Origin of the sequence: Streptomyces sp. NPDC017529 (genome assembly GCF_044329785.1) — a bacterium.
In the GTDB taxonomy this organism is placed as follows: Bacteria; Actinomycetota; Actinomycetes; order Streptomycetales; family Streptomycetaceae; genus Streptomyces.
On the sequence record NZ_JBIRJY010000006.1, the window covers coordinates 554,720 to 577,008 of the forward strand.

At 72.9% G+C, this 22,289-nt stretch carries 22 protein-coding genes; 14 read left to right on the forward strand and 8 right to left on the reverse strand.

Annotation, left to right across the window (positions count from 1 at the left end):
* Positions 1-110 precede the first annotated feature (110 nt).
* From ACH4K4_RS19425 to ACH4K4_RS19440, 4 genes are all read left to right on the forward strand, one after another.
* The gene (locus ACH4K4_RS19425) at positions 111-1,160 is read left to right on the forward strand and encodes a hemin ABC transporter substrate-binding protein (RefSeq protein WP_398168648.1); all 1,050 of its coding nucleotides are present in this window, start codon (positions 111-113) and stop codon (positions 1,158-1,160) included.
* Position 1,161: 1 nt separating this feature from the next.
* Entirely contained in the window at positions 1,162-2,274 is a 1,113-nt protein-coding gene (locus ACH4K4_RS19430) for a FecCD family ABC transporter permease (protein WP_398168650.1), read from the forward strand.
* A complete protein-coding gene (locus ACH4K4_RS19435) occupies positions 2,271-3,125 on the forward strand; it encodes a heme ABC transporter ATP-binding protein (protein ID WP_398168651.1) in 855 nt (284 codons plus the stop codon). The genes ACH4K4_RS19430 and ACH4K4_RS19435 overlap by 4 nt, the downstream gene beginning before the upstream one ends.
* Before the next feature lie 160 nt (positions 3,126-3,285).
* Entirely contained in the window at positions 3,286-4,263 is a 978-nt protein-coding gene (locus ACH4K4_RS19440) for a hypothetical protein (protein ID WP_398168652.1), read from the forward strand.
* 7 nt (positions 4,264-4,270) lie between these two features.
* Here ACH4K4_RS19440 and ACH4K4_RS19445 read toward each other — a convergent pair whose 3' ends face one another.
* A complete protein-coding gene (locus ACH4K4_RS19445) occupies positions 4,271-5,020 on the reverse strand; it encodes a bifunctional DNA primase/polymerase (protein WP_398168654.1) in 750 nt (249 codons plus the stop codon).
* 193 nt (positions 5,021-5,213) lie between these two features.
* Positions 5,214-5,810 (reverse strand): TetR/AcrR family transcriptional regulator, encoded by a 597-nt coding sequence (locus ACH4K4_RS19450; protein WP_398168656.1) that lies wholly within the window; start codon positions 5,808-5,810, stop codon positions 5,214-5,216.
* 124 nt (positions 5,811-5,934) lie between these two features.
* On the opposite strand from ACH4K4_RS19450, the gene ACH4K4_RS19455 reads away from it, so the two are divergent.
* The gene (locus tag ACH4K4_RS19455; protein ID WP_398168658.1) at positions 5,935-6,117 is read left to right on the forward strand and encodes a DUF6243 family protein; all 183 of its coding nucleotides are present in this window, start codon (positions 5,935-5,937) and stop codon (positions 6,115-6,117) included.
* Positions 6,118-6,231: 114 nt separating this feature from the next.
* Positions 6,232-7,062, forward strand: coding sequence for a dimethylargininase (ddaH, locus tag ACH4K4_RS19460; protein ID WP_398168660.1), 831 nt, complete (start codon positions 6,232-6,234; stop codon positions 7,060-7,062).
* Here ddaH and ACH4K4_RS19465 read toward each other — a convergent pair.
* The 4 genes from ACH4K4_RS19465 to ACH4K4_RS19480 form a co-directional block, all read right to left on the reverse strand.
* Positions 7,054-8,022 carry a small ribosomal subunit Rsm22 family protein gene (locus ACH4K4_RS19465; RefSeq protein ID WP_398168662.1) on the reverse strand — a complete coding sequence of 323 codons (969 nt, stop codon included), beginning with the start codon at positions 8,020-8,022 and terminating at the stop codon, positions 7,054-7,056. The two genes, ddaH and ACH4K4_RS19465, sit on opposite strands and share 9 nt — an antisense overlap.
* 43 nt (positions 8,023-8,065) lie before the next feature.
* Positions 8,066-9,181 carry a serine hydrolase domain-containing protein gene (locus tag ACH4K4_RS19470; protein ID WP_398168663.1) on the reverse strand — a complete coding sequence of 372 codons (1,116 nt, stop codon included), beginning with the start codon at positions 9,179-9,181 and terminating at the stop codon, positions 8,066-8,068.
* A 56-nt stretch (positions 9,182-9,237) separates the two neighbouring features.
* Positions 9,238-10,557, reverse strand: coding sequence for a multidrug effflux MFS transporter (locus tag ACH4K4_RS19475; RefSeq protein ID WP_398168664.1), 1,320 nt, complete (start codon positions 10,555-10,557; stop codon positions 9,238-9,240).
* A 147-nt stretch (positions 10,558-10,704) separates the two neighbouring features.
* Entirely contained in the window at positions 10,705-12,384 is a 1,680-nt protein-coding gene (locus tag ACH4K4_RS19480; protein WP_398168666.1) for an alkaline phosphatase D family protein, read from the reverse strand.
* Positions 12,385-12,578: 194 nt separating this feature from the next.
* Between ACH4K4_RS19480 and ACH4K4_RS19485 the strand changes: the two genes are divergently transcribed.
* The 5 genes from ACH4K4_RS19485 to ACH4K4_RS19505 all read left to right on the forward strand — a co-directional run bounded on the left by ACH4K4_RS19485 (position 12,579) and on the right by ACH4K4_RS19505 (position 16,847).
* Complete coding sequence (locus tag ACH4K4_RS19485; protein ID WP_398168667.1) at positions 12,579-13,502, forward strand: DUF4429 domain-containing protein; 924 nt, start codon at positions 12,579-12,581, stop codon at positions 13,500-13,502.
* A 71-nt stretch (positions 13,503-13,573) separates the two neighbouring features.
* Positions 13,574-14,365, forward strand: a complete 792-nt coding sequence (locus ACH4K4_RS19490) for an SDR family oxidoreductase (RefSeq protein WP_398168669.1) — start codon at positions 13,574-13,576, stop codon at positions 14,363-14,365.
* A 172-nt stretch (positions 14,366-14,537) separates the two neighbouring features.
* Complete coding sequence (locus ACH4K4_RS19495) at positions 14,538-15,584, forward strand: trypsin-like serine peptidase (RefSeq protein WP_398168671.1); 1,047 nt, start codon at positions 14,538-14,540, stop codon at positions 15,582-15,584.
* 68 nt (positions 15,585-15,652) lie between these two features.
* Positions 15,653-16,558: an SAM-dependent methyltransferase gene (locus tag ACH4K4_RS19500; protein WP_398168672.1), complete on the forward strand. Its 906-nt coding sequence runs from the start codon at positions 15,653-15,655 to the stop codon at positions 16,556-16,558.
* A gap of 211 nt (positions 16,559-16,769) precedes the next feature.
* A complete protein-coding gene (locus tag ACH4K4_RS19505) occupies positions 16,770-16,847 on the forward strand; it encodes a 50S ribosomal protein bL37 (protein WP_370443954.1) in 78 nt (25 codons plus the stop codon).
* Positions 16,848-16,925: 78 nt separating this feature from the next.
* Here the strand turns inward: ACH4K4_RS19505 and ACH4K4_RS19510 are convergent, their stop codons facing one another.
* Positions 16,926-17,426: a peptidylprolyl isomerase gene (locus ACH4K4_RS19510; protein WP_398168673.1), complete on the reverse strand. Its 501-nt coding sequence runs from the start codon at positions 17,424-17,426 to the stop codon at positions 16,926-16,928.
* A 167-nt stretch (positions 17,427-17,593) separates the two neighbouring features.
* Between ACH4K4_RS19510 and ACH4K4_RS19515 the strand changes: the two genes are divergently transcribed.
* On the forward strand, positions 17,594-17,863 hold the full coding sequence (locus ACH4K4_RS19515) for a hypothetical protein (protein WP_398168675.1): 270 nt from the start codon (positions 17,594-17,596) through the stop codon (positions 17,861-17,863).
* Here the strand turns inward: ACH4K4_RS19515 and ACH4K4_RS19520 are convergent.
* Positions 17,860-20,556: a SpoIIE family protein phosphatase gene (locus tag ACH4K4_RS19520; protein WP_398168677.1), complete on the reverse strand. Its 2,697-nt coding sequence runs from the start codon at positions 20,554-20,556 to the stop codon at positions 17,860-17,862. The genes ACH4K4_RS19515 and ACH4K4_RS19520 overlap by 4 nt on opposite strands.
* Before the next feature lie 1,002 nt (positions 20,557-21,558).
* Here ACH4K4_RS19520 and cutA point away from each other — a divergent pair.
* Both cutA and ACH4K4_RS19530 read left to right on the forward strand, forming a co-directional pair.
* The gene (gene cutA, locus ACH4K4_RS19525; protein WP_398168678.1) at positions 21,559-21,873 is read left to right on the forward strand and encodes a divalent-cation tolerance protein CutA; all 315 of its coding nucleotides are present in this window, start codon (positions 21,559-21,561) and stop codon (positions 21,871-21,873) included.
* 30 nt (positions 21,874-21,903) lie between these two features.
* The coding region (locus ACH4K4_RS19530) for a transposase family protein (protein WP_398168680.1) at positions 21,904-22,289 on the forward strand (386 nt) is incomplete at its 3' end.

The window sequence follows — 22,289 nt, forward strand, 5'->3', positions numbered from 1 at the left end:
GTAAGGCTAACCTAAGCTAAGCGCGGTCGAAGCGGAACCCCGGCAGTCACCCGGAGCACCGGCCGCACCACCGGACCCCGGCGAACTCGCGTCCACAGAAAGGCGGGACAGTGCCAGCAACCTTCCGGGAGCAGGGGAGCCGGCGCCTGCCGCGCCCCCTCGGCGCACTGGCCGCCGCCCTGGCCCTCGCCCTCGCGCTCGCCGGCTGCGACGGCGGCGCGGACACCGCCGCCTCCCCCGAGCGTCCCGCGGCCCGGCCCGCGGCCGACCGCGTCGAGCCGCTGTCCGGACCCGCGCCCCGGCCCGAACTGCCCGCGACCGTACGCTCCGCCGACGGCCACGACACGACGGTCCGCGAGGCCGGCCGGATCGTGCCCCTCACCGGATCCCTCTCGGAGATCGTCTTCTCCCTCGGGCTCGGCGACCGGGTCGTCGCACGCGACATCACCGCCACCTTCGACCAGGCGAAGAAGCTGCCCGTGGTGACCCGCGCGCACGACGTCTCGGCGGAGAACGTCCTCTCCCTCAAGCCCGACGTGGTGCTCGCGGACACCACCACGGGACCGGCGGAGGCCGTCGCGCAGATCCGCGACGCCGGCGTCCCGGTCGTCACCTTCGAGCCCGCGACCGAACTGGCCGACGTGGACACCCGGATCGGCGCGGTGGCCGCGGCGCTCGGCGTACGGAAGGCGGGCGACGCGCTGAAGTCCCGTACGGACCAGCGGATCAAGGCCGTCCGGAAGGACATCCCGCACGGTGCCGAGGCGGCGGCCGACCGCCCCCGGGTGGCGTTCCTCTACCTGCGCGGCCCGGCCTCCGTCTACCTGCTCGGCGGCGCCGGGTCCGGCGCCGACTCGCTGATCGAGGCGGCGGGCGGCATCGACGCGGGCAAGGAGTCGGGGTTGAAGAAGGACTTCACGCCGATCACGAGCGAGGCGCTGGCCAAGGCGGCGCCGGACGTGATCCTGGTAATGACCAAGGGCCTGGAGTCCGTCGGCGGGGTCGAAGGGCTGGTGAAGATCCCCGGCGTGGCCCAGACACCGGCCGGGATGGACCGGCGGGTGGCCTCCGTCGACGACGGCGTGCTGCTCAACTTCGGGCCGCGCACGGACGCCGTGCTGCGCTCCCTCGTGCGGCAGATCCACGCCAAGGAGAAGTGAGATGACGGCCCCTCCCCGCGCCGCGGCGCCCGGCACCGCCGCGCCCCTCCCGGCAGCCGCCGGCGCCCTCCCCCGCGCCCGCCGGCTCCGCGGCCGCACCGCCCTGCTGACCGCCGGGCTCGCCCTGGCCCTGATCCTCTGCTGCCTGCTCTCCGCCGGTCTCGGCGCGTACCGCATCCCGCTCGGCGACGTCGTCGGCTCGCTGCTGCACCGGCTGCACCTGGGCGGCGCGGAGCTGGACCGGGTCGCCGAGAGCGTGCTGTGGAACGTGCGCCTGCCGCGGGTCGTCCTGGCGCTGCTCGTCGGCTCCTCGCTCGGCTGCGCCGGCGCCCTCATGCAGGGGGTGTTCGGCAACCCGCTCGCCGAACCGGGCGTCATCGGCATCTCGTCGGGCGCGGCGGTCGGCGCGGTCGGCGCCATCGCGCTCGGCCTCGGCTTCCTCGGCACCTGGACCGTACCGGCCTGCGCGTTCGCCACCGGCCTGCTGACCGTCCTGATCGTCTACACGCTGTCCCGCTCCGGCGGCCGCACCGAGGTCGTCACGCTGATCCTCACCGGCATCGCGGTGAACGCCTTCGCGGCGGCACTGATCGGCCTGTTCATCTTCTCCGCCGACAACGCCCAGGTCTCCCAGATCACCTTCTGGCAGCTCGGCTCGCTGTCCGGGGCCGTCTGGCCCAAGGTGCTGGCGGTCCTGCCCTGCGCCCTCGCCGGGCTGGCCCTCGCGCCCTGCTACGCACGCAAACTGGACCTCCTGGCACTCGGCGAACGCCCCGCCCGGCACCTGGGCGTCGACGTGGAGCGGCTGCGCGTCGTCCTCATCGTGGTCGTCGCCCTGCTCACCGCGGCCGCCGTGGCGGTGGCCGGCGTCATCACCTTCGTCGGCCTGCTGGTCCCGCACCTGCTGCGGATGGCCGCCGGGCCCGGACACCGCTTCCTGATCCCCGGCAGCGCCCTGGGCGGCGCCCTGGTCCTGGTCGCCGCCGACCTCGCCGCCCGCACCGTGGCCCAGCCGGCGGAGCTGCCGCTGGGCGTCCTGACCGCCCTGTTCGGCAGCCCGTTCTTCTTCTGGCTGCTGCGCAGGACCCGCCGCAAGCAGGGAGGCTGGGCATGAGCCGCGGCCGGTTCCCGGCGCCGGGCCGGTGGTTCGCGGGGCGCTCCCGTACGCTGCCCGGGCCCGTCGCCGAAGGCACGGCGTACGCACGGGCCCGCGGCCTCGGTGTGCGGCTGGGCGGCCGTACGGTCCTGGACGGGGTGGACCTGGAGGTCACGGCGGGCCGGGTGCTGGCGCTCGTCGGGCCGAACGGCGCGGGCAAGTCCACGCTGCTCGCCGCGCTCGCCGCCGACCAGCCCGCCACCGCGGGCGAGGTACGGGTCGACGGCCGCCCGGCCCCCGCCTGGACCGCGCCCGAACTGGCGCTGCGCCGGGCGGTCCTGCCGCAGTCCGCCGCCCTGGCCTTCCCCTTCACGGTGGAGGAGGTCGTACGGATGGGCCGCGCGCCCTGGGCCGGGACGCCGCGCGAGGACGAGGACGGGGCCGCCGTCGCGGAGGCGATGGCGGCGACCGAGGTGGCCGGCTTCGCCGGGCGGCCGTTCTCCGCGCTGTCCGGCGGCGAACGGGCCCGGGTGGCGCTGGCCCGCGTCCTGGCGCAGCGCGCCCCGTTGCTGCTGCTCGACGAGCCGACCGCCGCGCTGGACCTGCGCCACCAGGAGCTGGTGCTGCGGGTCTGCCGGGAGCGGGCGGCGGCGGGGGCCGCGGTGGCGGTCGTCCTGCACGACCTGGGGCTGGCCGGGGCGTACGCGGACCGGGCGGCCCTGCTGCACGACGGCACGGTCGCGGCGCAGGGCCCGCCCGCCGAGGTGTTCGAGGCGGAGCTGCTGAGCCGGGTCTACCGGCAGCCGGTCGAGGTGATCGGGCATCCGCGCACCGGAACACCCCTGGTCATGCCCCTGCGTGAGCGCTGAGGCGCGGCCGGTGGCGGTCGCGCCGGTGCCGCGCGCGGGCCCGTACCGGTCCCCGCGCTCGCCGGCGGCGGCTTCCCCGGTAGTGTTGCGCCGAATCGTGCCACCCCGGCGGCCGCCCAGGCCGCCCCGGCCCCGGTCGCCCCGAAGGAGCCCGAGCCCCATGACACGCAGGTCGCCGTTCCGGGTGCCCGTAGCGATGACCGCCGCCGGCGCGGCGCTGCTGACCCTGAGCGGGTGCATGACCGTGCACGGCGAGCGGGAGATGCTCCCCGCGGTGTCGAAGGCCGAGGCCGGCAAGGCGCTCCAGCAGTTCGTCGACGGCTTCAACACGTCCAACAGCAAGCTGGACCCGAAGGTGAACCCGACGTACGAGACGGATTCGCTGCTCGCCGTCGACCAGGCGCTCATCAAGGCGGGGCACGCGATCAGCCCGCAGGGCAACCCCAAGTTCCCGCCGCTGACGCTGCGCAACCCGACCTTCACCGTGCCCAAGCAGGCGGGCTGGCCGAAGGTGTTCCTCGCGGACGCGGTCAGCAACCGCAACAACGCGCGGTGGTTCCTGGTGTTCACCCGGGACTCGGTCGGCGCGAAGTGGAAGGCCGGCTACCTGTCCGCGCTGGCCGACAAGGAAGTCCCGCAGTTCAAGACGGACAAGGACGGCTTCGCCGAGGTGGTGCCGGCCGACGCCGGGGACTCGGGCCTCAAAGTCGCGCCGGGGAAGCTGGGCGAGACGTACGCGGCGTATCTGAACACCGGCAAGGGCGACGTCTTCGCGCCGGGCCCGCACACCGACCGGTGGCGGTCCCTGCGCGAGAAGCAGGGGCGGCAGCCGGGCGCCCGCATCCAGTACGAGGACCAGGCGTCCGGGTTCGCGCCGGTCGCGCTGCGGACCAAGGACGGCGGGGCGCTGGTCTTCTTCTCGACCTACTACCACCAGCAGAAGACCGTCGCCGAGGGCTCGCGGATCAACATTCCCCCGGAGATAAAGGGGATCATGGACGGTCCGGCGAAGACGTCCAACCGGATGACCTTCACGACGCTCTCCGAGCAGGTGGTGAAGGTCCCGGCGGCAAGCTCTCAGGAGAAGATCGCTTTCCTGCACCGGCTGGAGGCCAAGACCTCCGCCAAGTCGCTGTAGGGCCCGCTCAGCGGCCGATCGGCCAGGCCGCCGCTTCGTGGTCGTGGTCGGGCTGCCGGTCCGCGTACTCCGCGCAGGCGTCGGTGAGGGTCTCCAGCAGCGTGAGCGGGTCCGGCACCGGGCGCTCGGGGCCGCGCAGCCAGGCCACCGCGGGCTGCTCACCGGGCAGGCGGGAGGGCGGCAGGAGCACGTAGCTGCCGCGGCAGTGCCAGCGCAGGCCCGGGTGCTCGTCCATCGTCTCCGGATGGCAGTCCAGCTCGCAGGGCCACCACTCGTCCTCGTCGTCCGGGGTGCCGCGGGTGGCGGTGAAGAACAGCATCCGGCCCTGCCCGAGCGCCGCGCCGCTCAGCGCGACCGGGCCGACGTCGATGCCCGCCGCCTCCAGGCGCTCCAGCGCGCTGCTGCCCGCCTCGACGGGGACGTCCAGGACGTCGTGGGCGATGCCGGTGGCGGTGATGAAGTTGGCCTGCGGATAGGCGCGCGCCCAGGCGGCGACCTTCTCCCGGTCGGTGCTGGCGACGGTCTGCCAGCCGAAGGAGACGGGGTGCCGGCCGGGCGTGGGACAGCCGATGCGCTCACAGGAACAGCCGTAGCCGGAGGGGTGGGCTGCCGGGGCGAGCGGGAAACCCGCGTCGGCGACCGCCAGCAGCAGGTCCTCGCGGCTTTGTGCGGCCGCTGATCCCGTGTCCGTATCGCCGCCGTCCGAACCGCTCTTCGGCCGGCGAAGCCACTGGGAGAACCTGCTCTTGCGTTCCATCTATCCCCTCACTTCGAGCGGTGGTCTGGGATCAATGCTGCCACCATCCTCCTCCTCGGGTGACCGGAGTACGGATCCGGGGTGGCCGATGAACGGGCGAATCACATTATTCCGGGTGTTATCCACGCCCTTTCGTTCATCTTCCTTTACCTTGCACGCCCCCCGCGGGACCCCGGCGCCTCACCCGGGCACGTCAGCCGCGCGGCCGCAGCCCGGCGAGCGCCAGGTCGACCAGCGTGTCGACGAACTCGTACGTCAGCTCGCCGGTCCGCATCAGCCAGCGCTGCGAGAACGGGCTCAGCACCATTTCGGCCGCCACCCGCACGTCCACGTCCCGCCCGATCTCCCCGGCCTCCTGGGCGGCCCGCATCCGGTCCACGTAGACCTTGATGCCGGGCTCCAGCAGCCGCTCCACGAACCGCGCCGACAGCTCCGCGTCGTTCGCGCCGGCCACCGCGAGGGCGCGGTAGGGGGCCTGCCACGCCGCGTCGTTGAACTCGTCGGCGGTGGCCCGCAGGACGAACTTCAGGTCGGCGGCGAGATCGCCGGTGTTCGGCAGTCCGGCCTCGTACCCCTCGACGTCCTGGGTGAACGCGTCCAGCAGGACGGCGGCCTTCGAGGGCCACCAGCGGTAGATCGTCTGCTTGCCGACGCCGGCGCGGGCGGCGATGCCCTCGATCGTGAGCTTCTCGTAGCCGACCTCGCCGACGAGGGAGAGGGCGGCTTCGAAGATGGCGCGGCGCGAGCGTTCGCTGCGGCGCGTGGAGTCGGGCGCTGTTTTGTTGGCCATGCCGGAAGTCTACCGACGCATGAGGCGAGACGTATCGTCTTGACAAGACGCAACGTCTCGCGCAGACTCGACAGCGAACGAGACGAAACGTCTCGCTAGTCGACGGACGAAGGAGACGACCCTCATGAGCAAGGGCAACGCGAGCGGCATGCTCGGCGTCGGCGGCACCCGCAGCAAGCTCTCCCGCGGCGCGCTGCGCGGCGGCCGGGGCGGCAGCGGCGTGGGAGGCGGCACGGACGCGATGGCACAGCGACGCGCCCTGCTGCGCAAGCTCCGGGAACAGCGCACCGACCGGCAAACTCCCTAGGGTTCGGATTCACCCGGCCGGATCACTGCGCCAACGGCTCCTCACCGTGCACGATTTGAGCGCGTACACCACCCCGTACGCACATCGAGTCCCACGCACCCTGAGGAGCCTTCCTTGCGTATACCCCAGCGCAGCGCCCGGCCCCGGCGTTACCTGATGTGCCCGCCGGCCCACTTCAAGGTCAGCTACTCCATCAACCCCTGGATGGACCCGGACAAACCCGTCGACCTGCCGCTGGCGCTCGCCCAGTGGGAGGTACTGCGCGACCGCTACCGCGCGCTCGGCCACACCGTCGAGGAGCTGCGGCCCCACCCGGACCTGCCCGACATGGTCTTCGCCGCCAACGGCGCCACCGTCGTGGACGGCCGGGTGCTGGGCGCGCGGTTCGCCTTCGAGGAGCGCCGCGGCGAGGAGGCCGTGCACCTCGCGTGGTTCCGCGAGCACGGCTTCACCGAGATCCGCGAGCCGGAGAACGTGAACGAGGCCGAGGGCGACTTCGCGGTCACCGCCTCCTGGCTGCTGGCCGGGCGCGGCTTCCGCAGCAGCCCGCTCTCGCACGCCGAGGCGCAGGAGTACTTCGGCCGCCCGGTCATCGGCCTGGACCTCGTCGACCCCCGCTACTACCACCTCGACACGGCGCTGTGCGTCCTGGACGACACGACCGACTCCGAGGTCATGTACTACCCCGGCGCCTTCTCGGCGGGCAGCCGGGCCGTGCTGGCCCGGCTGTTCCCCGACGCCCTGATCGCCTCGCGGGCGGACGCCGAGGCGTTCGGCCTGAACTCGGTGAGCGACGGCCGCCACGTGCTCCTGCCGCAGGCCGCCGTGGGGCTGTTCGAACCGCTCCGCGAGCGCGGCTACGAGCCGATCGGCATCGACATGACCGAGCTGCTCAAGGGCGGCGGCAGCGTCAAGTGCTGCACGCAGGAGCTGCGCTCAGCCTGACGTCCCGCCGTCCCACGCGTCGCCCCACTCGGCGTTCCTGGCGGCCTTGTAGCGCTCGCCGTGCCGCTTGGTGACCGTTTCCCGCCGCAGCCCCACCTCCGTGCACAGGTCCAGCAGGACCTGCCCCTTCCGGAGCTGGGGTTTGCGGACGATCCGGGACGGCGCCCGGCCCGCGGCCGCCGCCGGCCGCACCGCCGCCACGTAGCTGAACTTCTCGTCCTCGTACGGCAGCGAGCCGCCCTTGACCTGGCGGTGCAGCGAGGAGCGGGTCACCCGCGCGGACATGTGGCACCAGTCCTCGCCCGGCACGATCGGGCACACGGCGCTGTGCGGGCACGGGGCGACGACGCGCAGCCCGGCGTCCGTCAGCTGCTCGCGGGCCTCGCGAATGCGCAGGTAGCCGTCCGGGGTGCCGGGCTCGATCAGGACGACGGCCCGCGCGCCCGCCGCCGCGCCGACGACCGCCCTGCGGGCCTCCGGGCGCAGCTCGCCGAGCACGTACGAGACCGTGACCAGGTCCGTGCCCTCCGGGACCGTCATGCCCTCGCCGATGACCTTCCGCTGCCAGTCCGTGTCCGGCAGCACGCCCGCCGCCAGCTCGCGGCCCAGCTCCAGCGCCGGTTCGGCCCAGTCGTACACGGTGGTGCGGTGGCCCGCCCAGGTGGCGGCCACCGCCCAGGTCGCGGCCCCGGTGCCGCCGCCGACGTCCACGTGGGAGGCGGGCGAGAAGTCCGGCAGCCGCGCCGCGAAGGCGTCCAGCGCGTGCCGCACGGCCTCGAAGGTCGCGGGCATCCGGTAGGCGGCGTACGCGGCGACATCCGCGCGGTCCCTGAGCACCGGGGCGTCGGTGGGGGTCCGGCCCCGGTAGTTGGCGATCAGCCGGTCGACGGCCCGCGCGGCCTGCGTGGGCGGCAGGCCGTCGAGCAGGCCGGCCAGTGCGGCGCGCAGTTCGTCGTGCATTCCGGCAATTTTACGGTGCCGGGGCGGCGGCTCCGGACGCGTCTCACAGCCCTTCGAAGGCGGCGGGGCCCGCCCCCGGCGCCCTGCGGCCCGCCCGTACCGCCCGCGCCAGCCGGGTCGCGGCCGCGGCCCGCGGCGCGCTGCCCGCCTCGCGCCGCCGCGGATGGACCGTGTTGGCCAGCAGCACCAGGAAGGTGTCGGTCGCCCGGTCCACGACCAGGCTCGTACCGGTGAACCCGGTGTGCCCGGCCGCGCCGCGCCCCGCCAGCTCGCCCATGAAGTACGGCTGGTCGACGCCGAAGCCGAGGCCCGGCGGGTCCAGCAGCAGCGCCACCGACTCCTCGCTCAGGATGCGGGCCGTGCCGTACGCGCCGCCGCTGAGCAGGGTCCGGCACAGCACCGCCAGGTCCTGTGCCGTCGAGAACAGGCCCGCGTGCCCGGCGATGCCGCCCAGCGCCCACGCGTTCTCGTCGTGCACCGCGCCGCGCACCAGGCCCCGGTCCGCCTTGGCCCACGGCCGCCGCTGGTCCTCGGTGGCGGCCACGCCCGCCGGGGCCAGCGGCCCGAACGACGTGCTGGCCAGGCCCAGCGGGCCGGTGATCCCCTCCCGTACGAGGGCGTCCAGCCGCAGCCCGGTGAGCCGCTCCAGCACCAGCTGGAGGGCGATGAGGTTGAGGTCGGAGTAGCGGTATGCCCCGCCCGCCGGGCCGGCGGGCGCCGCCGCCTCCTCCCACAGCAGCGCCAGCTGGGCCGCGCGGCCCCTGCGCTCGTGGAACGGCAGCTCGGGGCGGAGTCCCGAGGTGTGGGTGAGCAGCCTGCGGACCGTGATCCCGGCGGCGAAGCCCGGCAGCCACCCGGCCGCCTCGGCGTCGAGGTCCAGCAGGCCCCGCTCGGCCTGCTGGACCGCCACGACGGCGGTGTACAGCTTGGTCAGCGAGGCCAGGTCGAAGACGGTGCCGACGCGCATCGGCTCCCAGCGTTCCCGGGGCAGCTCCACGCCGCGGTCGCGCTCCGGGTCGTATCCGGCGTAGCGCAGCGCCCAGCCCGCCGCCTCCTCCGCCGCGACGACCGGACCGCGCCCGGCGAGCACCACGGCCCCCGCGCACCAGGGCTGCGGGCCCTCGGTCGCCTCCCGTACCCCGCGCACGAGCCGCCGCATCCAGGCGGGATCGAGTCCCGCCCTGGCGGGGGTGCCGCGTCGTAGCCTCGGTGCGTTCAGAGCCTGGTCCTCTCGCCGGTCCCGGTGGCGGTCTCCTCCCTACGCTGCCACGGGCGGCACAGTCCCAGGAAGCTCAGCAGCGCCAGTACGCCACAGGCGAGCTGGACCAGGGCCATCGGTACGGCGGTGTGCTCGCCCGCGATGCCGACCAGCGGCGACGCGACCGAGCCCAGCAGGAAGGTGGAGGTGCCCAGCAGCGCCGAGGCGGAGCCCGCCGCGTGCCCGGAGCGCAGCAGCGCCTTGGTGTTCGCGGACGGCATGACCAGGCCCATGGCGGACATCAGGACGAACAGCCCGGCGGCCATCGGCCACAGCCCGACCTCGCCGAAGACGCCGCCCGCCATCAGCAGGAGCGCCGTCGCGGCGGCGGTGATCAGGCCCAGGCCGATGCCGAGGACCACGTCCAGGCTGACCCGGCCGACCAGCACCTTGCCGTTGATCTGGCCGACCAGCACCAGGCCGACGGAGTTGACGCCGAACAGCAGGCTGAAGGTCTGCGGGGAGGCGCCGTAGATCTCCTGGATCACGAAGGGCGAGGCGGAGATGTACGCGAACAGGGCGGCGAAGGCGAACGCGCCGACGAGGAGGTAGCCGGAGAAGGCGCGGTCGGCGAGGAGGGTGCGCATGGTGTGCAGGGCCTCGCCGAGACCGCCGGAGTGCCGCCGCTCGGGCGGCAGCGTCTCGTGCAGGCGGCGCCAGACCAGCAGGGTGAGCAGCACGCCGACGACGGTGAGCACGACGAAGACGCCGCGCCAGTCGGTGATCCGCAGGATCTGCCCGCCGATCAGCGGCGCGACGACGGGGGCGACGCCGGAGATCAGCATCAGGGTGGAGAAGAAGCGGGCCATCGCCACGCCGTCGTACAGGTCGCGGACCACCGCCCGCGCGATGACGATGCCGGCGGCGCCGGCCAGGCCCTGGAGCAGGCGGAAGGCGATGAGCAGTTCGGCGTTGGTGGCGAGGGCGCACAGCGCGGTGGCCAGCACGTACAGGACCATGCCGACGAGCAGCGGGCGGCGGCGCCCCCACTTGTCGCTCATCGGCCCGACGACCAGCTGCCCCAGGGCCATGCCCGCGAGGCAGGTGGTCAGGGTGAGCTGGACGGTGGCGGCCGGGCTGTGCAGCGCGTCGGTGACCTCCGGCAGGGCCGGGAGGTACATGTCCATGGAGAGCGGCGGCACCGCCGTCAGGCCGCCGAGGACGAGGGTGACGAGCAGGCTGGTGCGGCGGGACGCGGCGGGCGGTGCCGGCGCGTCCCGCCCGGCTATCGGAACGCTGTCCTGGGTTTCTACCGCTCCGGTACCGGAGTCCGTCATGAGTGTCTCCATGGATGATTGATGTCTGGACCATGGTGTCACGCACGGAACGGGCTCCGGCGCCCTTTCGGCCAGGACCTTGGTACCGGGCCCGCGGTCCTAGGACCGCGCACGGGCCGGTCCGCGAGCCCACCGGCCCCGGCGGGCTCAGGCCGGCTTGAGCCCCGGGTCGCCCGCCTCGGTCACGAACGACCCCGCCGTGCTCACCGGCGCCCCCGGCACCGTCACCTTCGACACCGTGCGGAAGTCGGCGCGCGCCTTCTCCCGGTCCAGCGTGACGGTCACGTAGCCGCGCCTGCCGTTGTAGAACTTCATGTGCGGGTTGGCCGCCATGTACGTGCCCCAGTTGGCGGGCTTGTCCGCGCCGTCCTCGCCGCTGGCGATCGAGGTGGTCACGAACTCCACGCCCGCGGTACGCGACTTCTCGTCCCGGAAGTCCCGCTTGACGTCGAACGCGTAGTGCACGTGCACATCGCCGGTCAGCACGACCAGGTTCTCCACGCCCGCCGCCTCAGCCCCCTTCAGCACCCGCTCGCGGGAGGCCGGGTAGCCGTCCCAGGAGTCCATGCTGAGCTTGTAGCCGGGGCCGGTGGCGTTGCGCCGCTCGGAGAAGGTGACCTGCTGCGGCAGCACGTTCCACAGCGCGGAGGACGACCGCCAGCCGTCGACCAGCCAGCGCTCCTGCTCCTTGCCGGTCAGGGTGCGGGCGGGGTCGGCCGAGTCGGGGCCCGGCGCGTGCCAGCCGTCGCCGTACGCCTGGTCGGAGCGGTACTGGCGGGTGTCGAGGACGTCGAACTGCGCCAGCTGCCCGTAGTGGACGCGGCGGTAGAGCCGGGCGTCCGGGCCGTGCGGCTGCTGGGGGCGGCGCAGCGGCTGGTTCTCCCAGTACGCGCGGTACGCGGCGGCCCTGCGCAGCAGGAACTCGCCCTTGGGGTCGTTCTTCTCGCTGATGTCGTCGGCGTAGTTGTTCTCCACCTCGTGGTCGTCCCACGTGACGATGAACGGGTGCGCGGCGTGCGCGGCCTGGAGGTCGGGGTCGGACTTGTAGAGCGCGTAGCGCAGCCGGTAGTCCTCCAGCGTCACCGTCTCGCGGTTGAAGCGCGCCGGCAGCTTGCGGTCGGTGTACTTCCGGGCTCCGCCGGCGGCGTCCACCGGGTACTCGTACAGGTAGTCACCGAGGTGGAAGACCACGTCGAGGTCCTCGTCGGCCAGGTGCCGGTGCGCGGTGTAGTAACCGTCGTGGTACGCCTGGCAGGAGACGACGCCCAGGCGCAGTTCGGCGAGCTTGGCGCCGCGCGCCGGGGCGGTGCGGGTGCGGCCGACCGGGCTGATCCAGCTGCCGGCCCGGAAGCGGTAGTAGTACACGCGGTCCGGCGCCAGGCCGGTGGCCTCGATGTGCACGGCGTGGTTGAACTCCGGGTGCGCCTCGGCCCGTCCGCGCCCCGCCAGGCGCCGGAACTTCTCGTCGTAGGCGACCTCCCAGCGCACCGTGACCCGGGCCTGGGGCATGCCGTTGCCCGGCTCGTACGGCTTCGGGGCGAGCCTGGTCCACAGCACGACGGAGCCGGGCAGCGGGTCGCCGGAGGCCACACCGAGCGTGAAGGGGTTCTCGGTGATCTTCCTGGCGTCGGCCTCGGCCGCGGCGTACGCGACGCCGGTGCCGGGCAGGTTGGCCGCGAAGGCGAGCGCCGCGACGGTCCCGGTGCCGGTGAGGAAGCGGCGCCGGGCGAGCCGCGCCGCCGCGGCCCGCACTTCCGGGCCGTGCGGTGCGTCCTGGGCCTCCTGCGCACGCTGCGCGCCCTGCTCGTACTGACCTTGACGGGCCATCTGCCCCTCCCCTGGCTGGTGTTGTCACCAGAGATTGGAGGGGCGGAGGACGGCGTACCGCTGTCCCGTGTACGACGCACTCATGACAACCCGGTGATGTCTGCGCCCGCTTCGGACGCCGCCGGACAATCACGGCGGACCCGTGCGAGCCGCACCGTCTTCCACCGGTCGGCCCGCTCCGTAGGATTCGGGGCATGGCTGAACTGATGGTGCGCGACGGCACGTGGTCCTTCGACGGCGACCACGTACGGATCGTGCCGGGACAGGAACGGGGCGTGCACCGGCTGCGGCAGGACCTCGGCGAGATCTCCGTACCGCTCACGGCACTGGCCGGCATCGCCTACGAGCCCGCGCGCAAGGGCGGCCGGCTGCGGTTGCGGCTGCGCGACGGCGCCGACCCGCTGCTGTACGTCACCGGCGGCGGCCTGCCGGACGACGCCAACCCCTACCAGGTGACCGTCGACCCGGACCGCACCGGCGTCGCCGAGTACTTCGCCGACGAGGTGCGCCAGGCCCTGCTGCTCGACCAGGTGGCCACCGGGCCCACCGACCGCTACCTGCTGCCGGGGCCCTGCGTACCGCTGTCCGCCGCCGGGGTGGACGGGGTGGCGACCTTCGACGGCGAGCACGTGCACATCGAGTGGCGCTGGACCACCAGTGAGAGCAAGAAGCACGCGGGCGCCAGGGACTTCGCCCTCGCGGACCTGGACGGGGTGGACTGGCGCCCCGCCGCCGGCCTGGAATCCGGCTATCTGCGCTTCCGGCCCAAGGGGCTGACGGCCAGGCTCAAGCCGGAGCACGACCCGAACGCCATCGAGCTGTGGGGCTTCAAGAAGGAGAGCGGCCGCACGGCGCTGCTCGCCGCGGCGGTCGCGGCCCGGCTGCCGCACCCGGCGGCCCCGCCCGCGCCCGCCGCGGGCGCGGTGACCGGTCCGGCGACCGCACCGGCCCTGGAAAAGGCGGCGGGCACGGGCACCGGGAGCGGCGGCGAGGGCGCCGACGTACTGCTGCGCCGGCTGCGCGAACTCGGCGAACTCCACCGGGACGGCATCCTGACCGCCGAGGAGTTCACCGCGGCCAAGGCGGCGGTGCTCAAGGACTTCCACGGGGCGGGCTGAACGGGACACGCCCGCGGCCGCTCCGCGAGCCCGCTCCCCCGGGCGGGCGGGCCGCGCCCTACCCTGCCGCCATGACGACACCCGGCACCCGCCCCGGCACCACCCCACCGCCCGCACCCGTCGCCCTGGTCACCGGCGCCGGCTCCGGTATCGGCCGCGCCGTCGCGCTGGCCCTCGCCGGGGCCGGCTGGTCGGTGGCGCTCGCCGGGCGGCGCGCCGGCGCCCTGGAAGAGACCGCCCGCCGGGCGGCCCCGGACACCGGCGGCGCCACCCTGTGCGTACCGGCCGACGTCACCCGCCCCGAGCAGGTCGACGCCCTGTTCGCCGCGGTCCGCGACCGCTTCGGGCGGCTGGACCTGCTCTTCAACAACGCCGGCACGTTCGGCCCGCCCGTACCGCTCGAAGAGCTGGCGTACGACGACTGGCGGACGGTCGTGGACACCAACCTCACCGGCGCGTTCCTCTGCGCCCAGGCAGCCTTCCGCGCGATGAAGCAGCAGGACCCGCGCGGCGGCCGCATCATCAACAACGGCTCGGTCTCCGCACACACACCGCGCCCGCACTCCATCGCGTACACCGCCACCAAGCACGCGATGACCGGCCTGACCAAGTCCCTCTCCCTGGACGGGCGTCCGTACGACATCGCCTGCGGGCAGCTCGACATCGGCAACGCGGCGACCGAGATGACGGGGCGGATGCAGACCGGCATCCTCCAGGCCAACGGCACCACCGCGGCCGAACCCGTGATGGACGCGGCCGACGTGGCCCGTACCGTCCTGCACATGGCGCAGCTGCCGCTGGCCGCGAACGTGCAGTTCGCGACGGTGATGGCGACGGCCATGCCGTACATCGGGCGCGGCTGAGGGCCCGCCCCTTCCGGACTTCGGCGCGCCACGCTCCTGACAGACGGCGCGTCCGGTGGCACGCTTCCTGACGCACGTCCATCCGCACCGCTCATCTGCCGGGCCGCGGAACCCGCGGCCCTGGAGGGACGGCCGCGCGGTTCGCCACGCGGCCCCGCAGAAGGAGTTACGCGTGAGACGAACCCCCAGCACCTCGCCGGGCGCCCGTAAGCGCGGGGTGTCCCGTGCCGTCGCCGGAGCCCTGACCGCCGCCGGCGCCCTGCTCGTGTCGGCCCTCCAGAGCGGTCCGGCCGCCGCGACCGGCGCGGCAGCGCCCGACCGGACCGGAACCGGCGCGTCCGCCGCGGCCGGCTTCTGGACCGCGGAGCGGATGCGCGAGGCCACCCCGATGGACCTGATGTCCGCCGGGACGGAGGCAGCGGTCCCGCGGACCGGTACGGGGCCGGACACGGCCGCCCCGGCGGTTCCGCGCGGCACCGAGCGCACCGTACGGCCCACCCTCCCCGGCGGCACCCCGGCCGCCCCCGCGCCGAAGGCCTTCCCGCAGAAAGGCGCCGCCTGGACCGGCGGCGGCGCCGTGACGAAGACCGCGGGCCGGGTGTTCTTCACCTACCAGGGCCGCACCGCCTCCTGTTCGGGCAACGCCGTCACCAGCGCGAACAAGAGCACCGTGATCACCGCCGGGCACTGCGTGAAGATGAACGGCGCCTGGCACGGCGACTGGGTCTTCGTGCCCGGCTACCACGACGGCCAGGCCCCCTACGGCAAGTGGGCCGCCTCCAAGACCCTCGCCACACCGCAGTGGACGGCGAGCGAGAACATCAACTACGACGTGGGCGCAGCGGTCGTCGCCCCGGTCGGCGGCCAGCGGCTCACCGACGTCGTCGGCGGCCAGGGCCTGGCCTTCAACACCGGCTACAACAAGCCCATGTACGCCTTCGGCTACCCGGCCGCGGCACCCTACGACGGCAGCAAGCTCGTCTACTGCAGCGGCAACACCATCAAGGACCCGCTGTTCTCCACCGACCACGGCCTGTCCTGCACCATGACGGGCGGCTCCAGCGGCGGCCCCTGGTTCACCTCGTTCAACGAGGCCACCGGCACCGGCCTGCAGTCCTCGGTGAACAGCTTCGGGTACACCTTCCTGCCGAACACCATGTTCGGCCCGTACTTCGGCGACGACGCCGAGAACCTGTACGACGAGGCCCAGTCGAGCTGACCCGCCCGGCGCCGAACGGCAACCGCCGCCCCGGAGACGCCGTTTCCGGGGCGGCCGAGAGGACTCCCGTGCCAGTGAACGAAAGCGGCAGTGACGGCAGCGGCAGCGGTACGAAAGGCGCGCCGGGGCCGGCTCCCGAAGAAGTCGGCGCGATGTACGACCGGTTCGGTGACCTCCTCGCCATGGTGCTCGGCGGCAGCGCCCTGCACGTCGGCATGTTCGTCCCGCACGGCGAGCACGCCCCGCCCACCGGCCTCCTCGGCCTGGCCGACCTGGCCCAGGACCGGCAGACCGAGTTCCTCGTCGACGTCCTGTCCGCGGGCCTGCCCCAGGACGCCCGCCTGCTGGACATCGGCTGCGGCACCGGCGGCCCGGCGATCCGGCTGGCGCAGCGCACCGGCGGCCGGGTCACCGGCATCACCGTCAGCGAGCGGCAGCTCGCCCGCTGCGAGGCACGGCTGGGCACGTCCGGCCTGGCGGGCCGGGTGGACTTCGCGTACGGCAACGCGATGCGGCTCGGTTACGCGGACGGCTCGTTCGACGCGGCCTGGTCGATCGACTGCATGCCCCACCTGTCCGACCGGCCGGCCGGACTGCGGGAAGCCCTGCGCGTCCTGCGCCCCGGCGGCCGTCTGCTGATGACGGAGTTCGCCCGCCGCGGCACTCCCACCGAGGCCGAGACCGACGCGTTCACCCGGCTGTGGACCTCGCCGCCGCCCACCACCTTCGCGACGCTCGTCGGCGAGATCGGGGAGGCGGGCTTCCACGTCGCGCGGGTACAGAACATGACGTCGAACATCGCCCTGTGCGGTGAGCTGATGTGCGTTCTCTACAAGGAGCGGCGGGACGCCATCGAGCAGCGTTTCGGCAAGGAGGCCACCGCCCACACCGATCCGCTGATGGAGCCCTTCCGCACGCTCTGCCGGAACCACCTGGACTACTACCTGCTCCTGCTGGCCAAGCCGGAGGGCTGACCCGGGCCCGACGTCCCCCTCCGCCCCCTCTCCGACCCCCTTCGCCGCCCTCCGACGTGCCTTCTCCCTCCCCTCACTCGTTCACCGTGATGTGTCTCACGGGACGTGTGGGCGCCTGTGAGGCGGGTATCCGGCCCCAAGATCGCGGGCAGGGACCCTCCGTGAAATGGTAGAAATGCGGAGGAAAGCCCCACCTCGGAGAGGAGACGCCATGTCGTCGAAGCGACGCCGCAAGAAGAAGGCACGTCGTAAGAACGGTGCCAACCACGGCAGCCGGCCCCAGTCCTGAGCGGCCGCGCCCACATACGTGAAGGCCCCCGGAACGGCTGTTCCGGGGGCCTTCACGTATGCGGGCGCTACGGCCCCGTTACGCGGCGTCCACCACGCCCGAAGCCGCCACCTCGATCTTCGCGGAGGTCGCGCCGGAGCGGGAGCCCAGGCCCTCGATCTTGGTCACCAGGTCCGTGCCCTCGACGACCTCGCCGAAGACCACGTGCGCGCCGTCCAGCCACGGCGTGGCCACGGTGGTGATGAAGAACTGCGAGCCGTTGGTGTTGCGGCCGGCGTTCGCCATCGACAGCAGGAACGGGCGGTCGTGCTTGAGCTGGAAGTTCTCGTCCGCGAAGCGGTCACCGTAGATGCTCTTGCCGCCGGTGCCGTTGCGGCGGGTGAAGTCGCCGCCCTGGAGCATGAACTCGGGGATCACCCGGTGGAACGGCGAGCCCGCGTAACCGAAGCCGTGCTCGCCGGTGGCCAGCTCACGGAAGTTGCGCGCGGTCTTGGGCACGACGTCGTCGTACAGCTTGAAGACGATGCGTCCGGCGGGAACGTCGTCGATGGATATGTCGAAAAATACGTGGGAACTCATGGAAGCTATCCTTCCACTTCGTCCGGGCCGCTCCGTCCGAGCCCCTCCACCCGACCCCCTTCGTACGAGGGACACCCGGCCCGGCCGGCGGCATCCGCCACGTACCGAAGGCATGATCGCACCATGAACGCGTATCGCGGAAACGGACAGGGGAAAAGGCGGACCCGGTGACCGAGCACGGCAGTGACCACGACCATGACCACGACCACGTCTGCCCCGGCCCCCACCTGCTGTGCAAGGGGTGCGGCGGCCAGCAGACGGAACTCCGTTCCACGCTCTACGTCTCCGGCGTGGGCCACCCCGGTGAAATACACGCCCCGCACGGATGCCGCTCGTGCCGGGGCTGCGGCTTCTTCTGCCAGCACGGGACGACCTGCCGGGGCGAGCACAACGAGCAGACCCCGTTCCGGCGCCCGGACGAGATCCCGCCGGTCTAGGCCCGCTCCCGCGCCGCCCCGGACCGGTCCGGGGGCACCGGCCGGACGGCGAGGATGGCGATGTCGTCGGCGCTGTCGGCGCCCAGGCCGATGAGCAGTTCGTCACAGAAGACGTCGAGGGGTTCGCGCGCCAGGGCGGCGGTGTGCCGGCGGAGCCGGTCCATGGCGTGGTCGAGGGACTCGTCGCGGCGTTCGATGAGGCCGTCGGTGTACAGCAGGACGGTCGAGTGGGCGGGGAAGGGGTTCGCGGCTCCCGGGCGGGGCATCTCGGGCTCCATGCCGAGCAGCAGGCCCGCGCCGCCCTCAAGGTAGCGGGTACCGCCTTCTTTGGTGGTCAGCAGCGGCGGCAGGTGCCCGGCGGAGGAGTGCTTCAATTCCCAGGGGCCGCTGTCGGGGCCCGTGACCAGGGCGTAGATGCACGTGGCGGTGGCTTCCTGGGACAGCGTGTGGCTCGCCACGTCCAGGCGGCGCAGCACCTCTTCCGGGGGCTCCTGGCGGTCGATGGCGATGCCGCGCAGCATGCTGCGCAACTGGCTCATGGCGACGGCCGCCTCCAGGTCGTGCCCGGCGACGTCACCGATGACCACGGCGGTCCGGCCGTTGGGGACCAGGAAGCTGTCGTACCAGTCGCCGCCGATCTGCGCGGTGGTGGAGGAGGGCGCGCAGCGGGCGGCCATCTGCAAGTGTCCGACGTCCGGCAGCACGGGCAGCAAGGAGCGCTGGAGGCGCTCGGCGATCTGCCGGGTCTCCTGGTACAGGCGGGCGTGCTCCACCCCCAGGGAGAGGCTGCGGACCAGGTCGCCGATCAGGGGCAGCGCTTCTTCGGTGAAGGCCCGCTCCTTGCCGGTACGGGCCAGCGTCAGGGCGCCGAAGACCGGCCCGCGGGTCCGCAGCGGAGCGACCACGGCGCTGTTCGCCCCCACCCGCTCGAACAGATCGACGTAATGGGCGTCGAGCGGGCTGTTGACCTGACTCGGCGGCGGCCGCTCGGTGAGCAGCAGCGGGCCGGCTCCGCGCAGCACCCGCGCCAGCGGCCCCCGTGCGGCCCCGGTCACCGGCGGCAGCCCGCCCGCGTGCGCTTCGGCGGGCAGTGCCGTGGGGCTGCGGTGCCCGACGCACATCCGCTCCAGCTGGTCGCAGTCGTTGAGCAGGTCCACCACGCACCAGTCGGCCAGCCGCTGGGTCAGGATCGTGCAGACCCGCTGCAGCCCCTCTTCCAGGTTCGGGGTGCTGCTCAGCGACTCCCCGATGTCGGCCAGCAGCCGGCGCTCCTGGGCCGCCCCGCCGGGTTCGTCGCCACGCGCCCTGGCGACAGGCTCCGAGGCCTCCGGCAGAACCGCCTCCCCCACCTCGCCCGGCTCCCCCATCTCGCCCGGCTCACCCGGCTCTTCTGCCGCGGCGAACCCGCCCTCCCCGGAAGCCGGAGGTGCGGGGTCGGGGGGCGCGGTCCTGGGGGCGAGCTGGGCGACGAACACGGTGCGGCCGTCGGCCGTCCCCTGCGTCTGGATGAACAGCCGTACGGGAACCAGCCGGCCGTCCCGGTGCAGCGCCGGCAGCGGCACCGAGCGGCCCAGGATGTGCGGCTGCCCGGTACGCAGCAGCGAGGTGAACGCCGCCATGTGGCGCACCCGCAAGTGCTCGGGGATGAGCACGGTCAGCCGCCGGCCGACCAGGTCGTCCGCCTGCCACCCGAGCATGTCGGCCGCCGGCCCGTTCGCCACGACGATCCGGTTCTCCTCGTCGGCCGCGATGGTGGGCACCCTGCTGGCCCGTACGTGGCCGGCGTCCCAGGGCACCAGCTCCCAGGGGCTGGCGCTCGGGTCGCGGGGCACCACGGTCCACGCGGCGGCGGGCTCGCCGGCGAGCTGGCCGGCGAGCTGGTCCAGCAGCCACCGGCGGAAGACGCGGTTCTGGGGCATCGCCGGCCAGGTCAGGAGGCGCTCGTCCCGGGCCGCCTGCTCGGCCAGGTCGAGCACCCGGCGCAGGGTGGCCACGGCCGGCCCGGCGTCCGCGGGGAGCGCCAGGCTCAGGGAGTGGATGTGGGCCACCGCGGGCTGCTTCTCCAGCGCCTCCGTCACGCCCGCGCTGATCACGTTCGACATGTCGTGCGCGGTGGCCAGGTCTTCCGGGCGTACGCCGGTGTCCTCGCCGGCGAACTCGGCGAGCGTCAGCTCGCGCAGCAGCGCGTGCCGGTGCTGCTGGGACGCCAGGTACAGCGTGCCCGGCAAGTCGACCAGCGTCACCGTGCGCGTGGACCCGGAAGGCGGCACGGGCGTCTCCCACGCGGAAGGCCGCGGCGGCCGCCCGTCCCCCCACAGCTCGAACCACACCGTCTTGCGCTCTTCCCCGGTCTCCACCCCGTACCGGGACGCCAGCTGCCGCACCATCGCCAGCCCATGCCCGGGACCGGCGTGCGGAAGATCCTGCGGCACCGGCCCCCGCCCCGGCCGCCCGTCACCGACCCGCACATGGACCGCCCCGTCCACCGCCCAGGCAGCGACCTCCGCCTCCGTACGCGCGTGCAGCACCACATTGGTGACCAGCTCACCGGCCAGCAGCTCGGCCGTCTCCACCACATCCGCGCCCGCACCGGCCAGAGCATCCCGCACGAAACGCCGCGCCGGCCCCACACTCTCCGGCCGGGAAGCAAACCTCCGAGAGGCCACCGCCCCCGTCTCACTGCTGTGGTCCATGCCGCCAGTGTGCTCCACGAGACGGCCCGCACAGCCGACCGGCACGCACGCCCACACCGGCGCACCCCCACAAAAAAACCGCCCCGACCAGGATCGGAACGGCGAGGCGGACGAGTCGGCCTATACGCCGGCACAGTGACCTTACGGGCAGTGACCTGCGGCTCATCTTCATCCCGGTTGAAGTCCTCTAGGGCATGCGCGACAGCCTCCCTTGCCCTGAACACGGCGCCCGGACCCCAGCCCCTGATAGTCAGCGCACTTTCAATTACCAGCTGGACATCAGCGACCGAAAAGCCCGGTATCGCCATTCGGCCTGCGATCAGCTCAACATTCGATTTTCCTGCAATGGCGTATAACCGATTCAAACGCCGAGAAAATTGCACTACGGCCGCTTGGCAATCCTGACTCTGGCCGAGTTTGCGGGCTTGAGCATCGGTGATCTCCCGGTCTTGTTGCTGCGCCCCTTCAAATTCTGTAATGGCCAGGCCCTGATGGCAAGGAATCGGCTAGCCGACCTGCATCAGGGGCGGCTCGGTCGCGGCTGACGTCGCACTGACGCTCTTTCTGTTGACGCTGACGAGTCTTGACGCCCTGGGAAGTAGCCTGCCGAGCGCCGCCGGCCTCACCCCTCGCGGAGGGCCCAGAGGGCCCGAAAACGGGAACCGAGGGCTCCGTGGGGCGGCCCCAGCGGTCGACGAGGGGCTCTGCGGAGAGGGGTCAGTTCGCCTTGCGGTGTGCCTCCCGGATCTCCTTGGAGACTCGGGCCGCGGTCGCTTCCAGCAGCTTGTCGCAGCTGTCCGGCATGAGGGCGATTTCGTATCCACGCCGTCGAGGGCGAGGGAGTGTGTGGCAGCCTCGGAGGTTTCTTCCCCGGCGGGATCGCCCGTGTAGATGGTAACGACCACTGAGCCATGGTGTGCAGTCTAGATTCTCGTCTGATTCGTAAGCCAAGTTTTGCGATATGTGAGGATCCTTCATCGCTCCGTGGGTAGAGTCACGCCCATGGCAGAGTTCTTTCAGGTCTCCACGGCGACGGAGACTCGCGAACAAGCTATGGAGCTAGCGCGCTCTGTGGTCTCCGCGCGCTTGGCTGCGGGTGTTCAGGTCGTAGGCCCCGTTGCTTCGGTCTTCTGGCACGCCGGTAAGTACGGCGAGGGGGAAGAGTGGCAACTTCTCTTCAAAGTGAGTGCGGGGGCATATGACCGGCTTGAGAGGCACCTTCTGAGCCACCACCCATGGAAGAACCCAGAGGTCGCCGCGGTGCCGATCGTGGCCGGCTCTCCCGCCTACCTACGTTGGCTAAAGGTTGTCCCGTAACCAGTGGTGCGGTTGGCGCGTTGGTTGGGCATGGGTGGGGTGATCTCGGCAGATGATCCGAAGTGGATCGAGCCGTTTGCTGGTCTGACCGAGGTGCAGTTCGCCAGGCTGGTGGCACTGGTGCGGTGTCGCGGTGGTGACGTTCAGCGTGGCCGACCGTGGCGCCTGTCGCTCGAGGACCGGGTGCTGCTGGTGGCGACGTACTGGCGCACGAACCTCACGTTGCGGCAGGTGGCGCCGTTGTTCGGGGTCTCGAAATCCGCGGCCGACAGGATCCTCGACCACCTCGCCCCGCTGCTGGCCATCTCCCCGGCCCGCCGGCCGCGCAAGGACACCGTCTACATCGTCGACGGAACCCTGGTGCCCACCCGCGACCGCACCATCGCGTCCTCGAGCAAGAACTACCGGTACTCGAC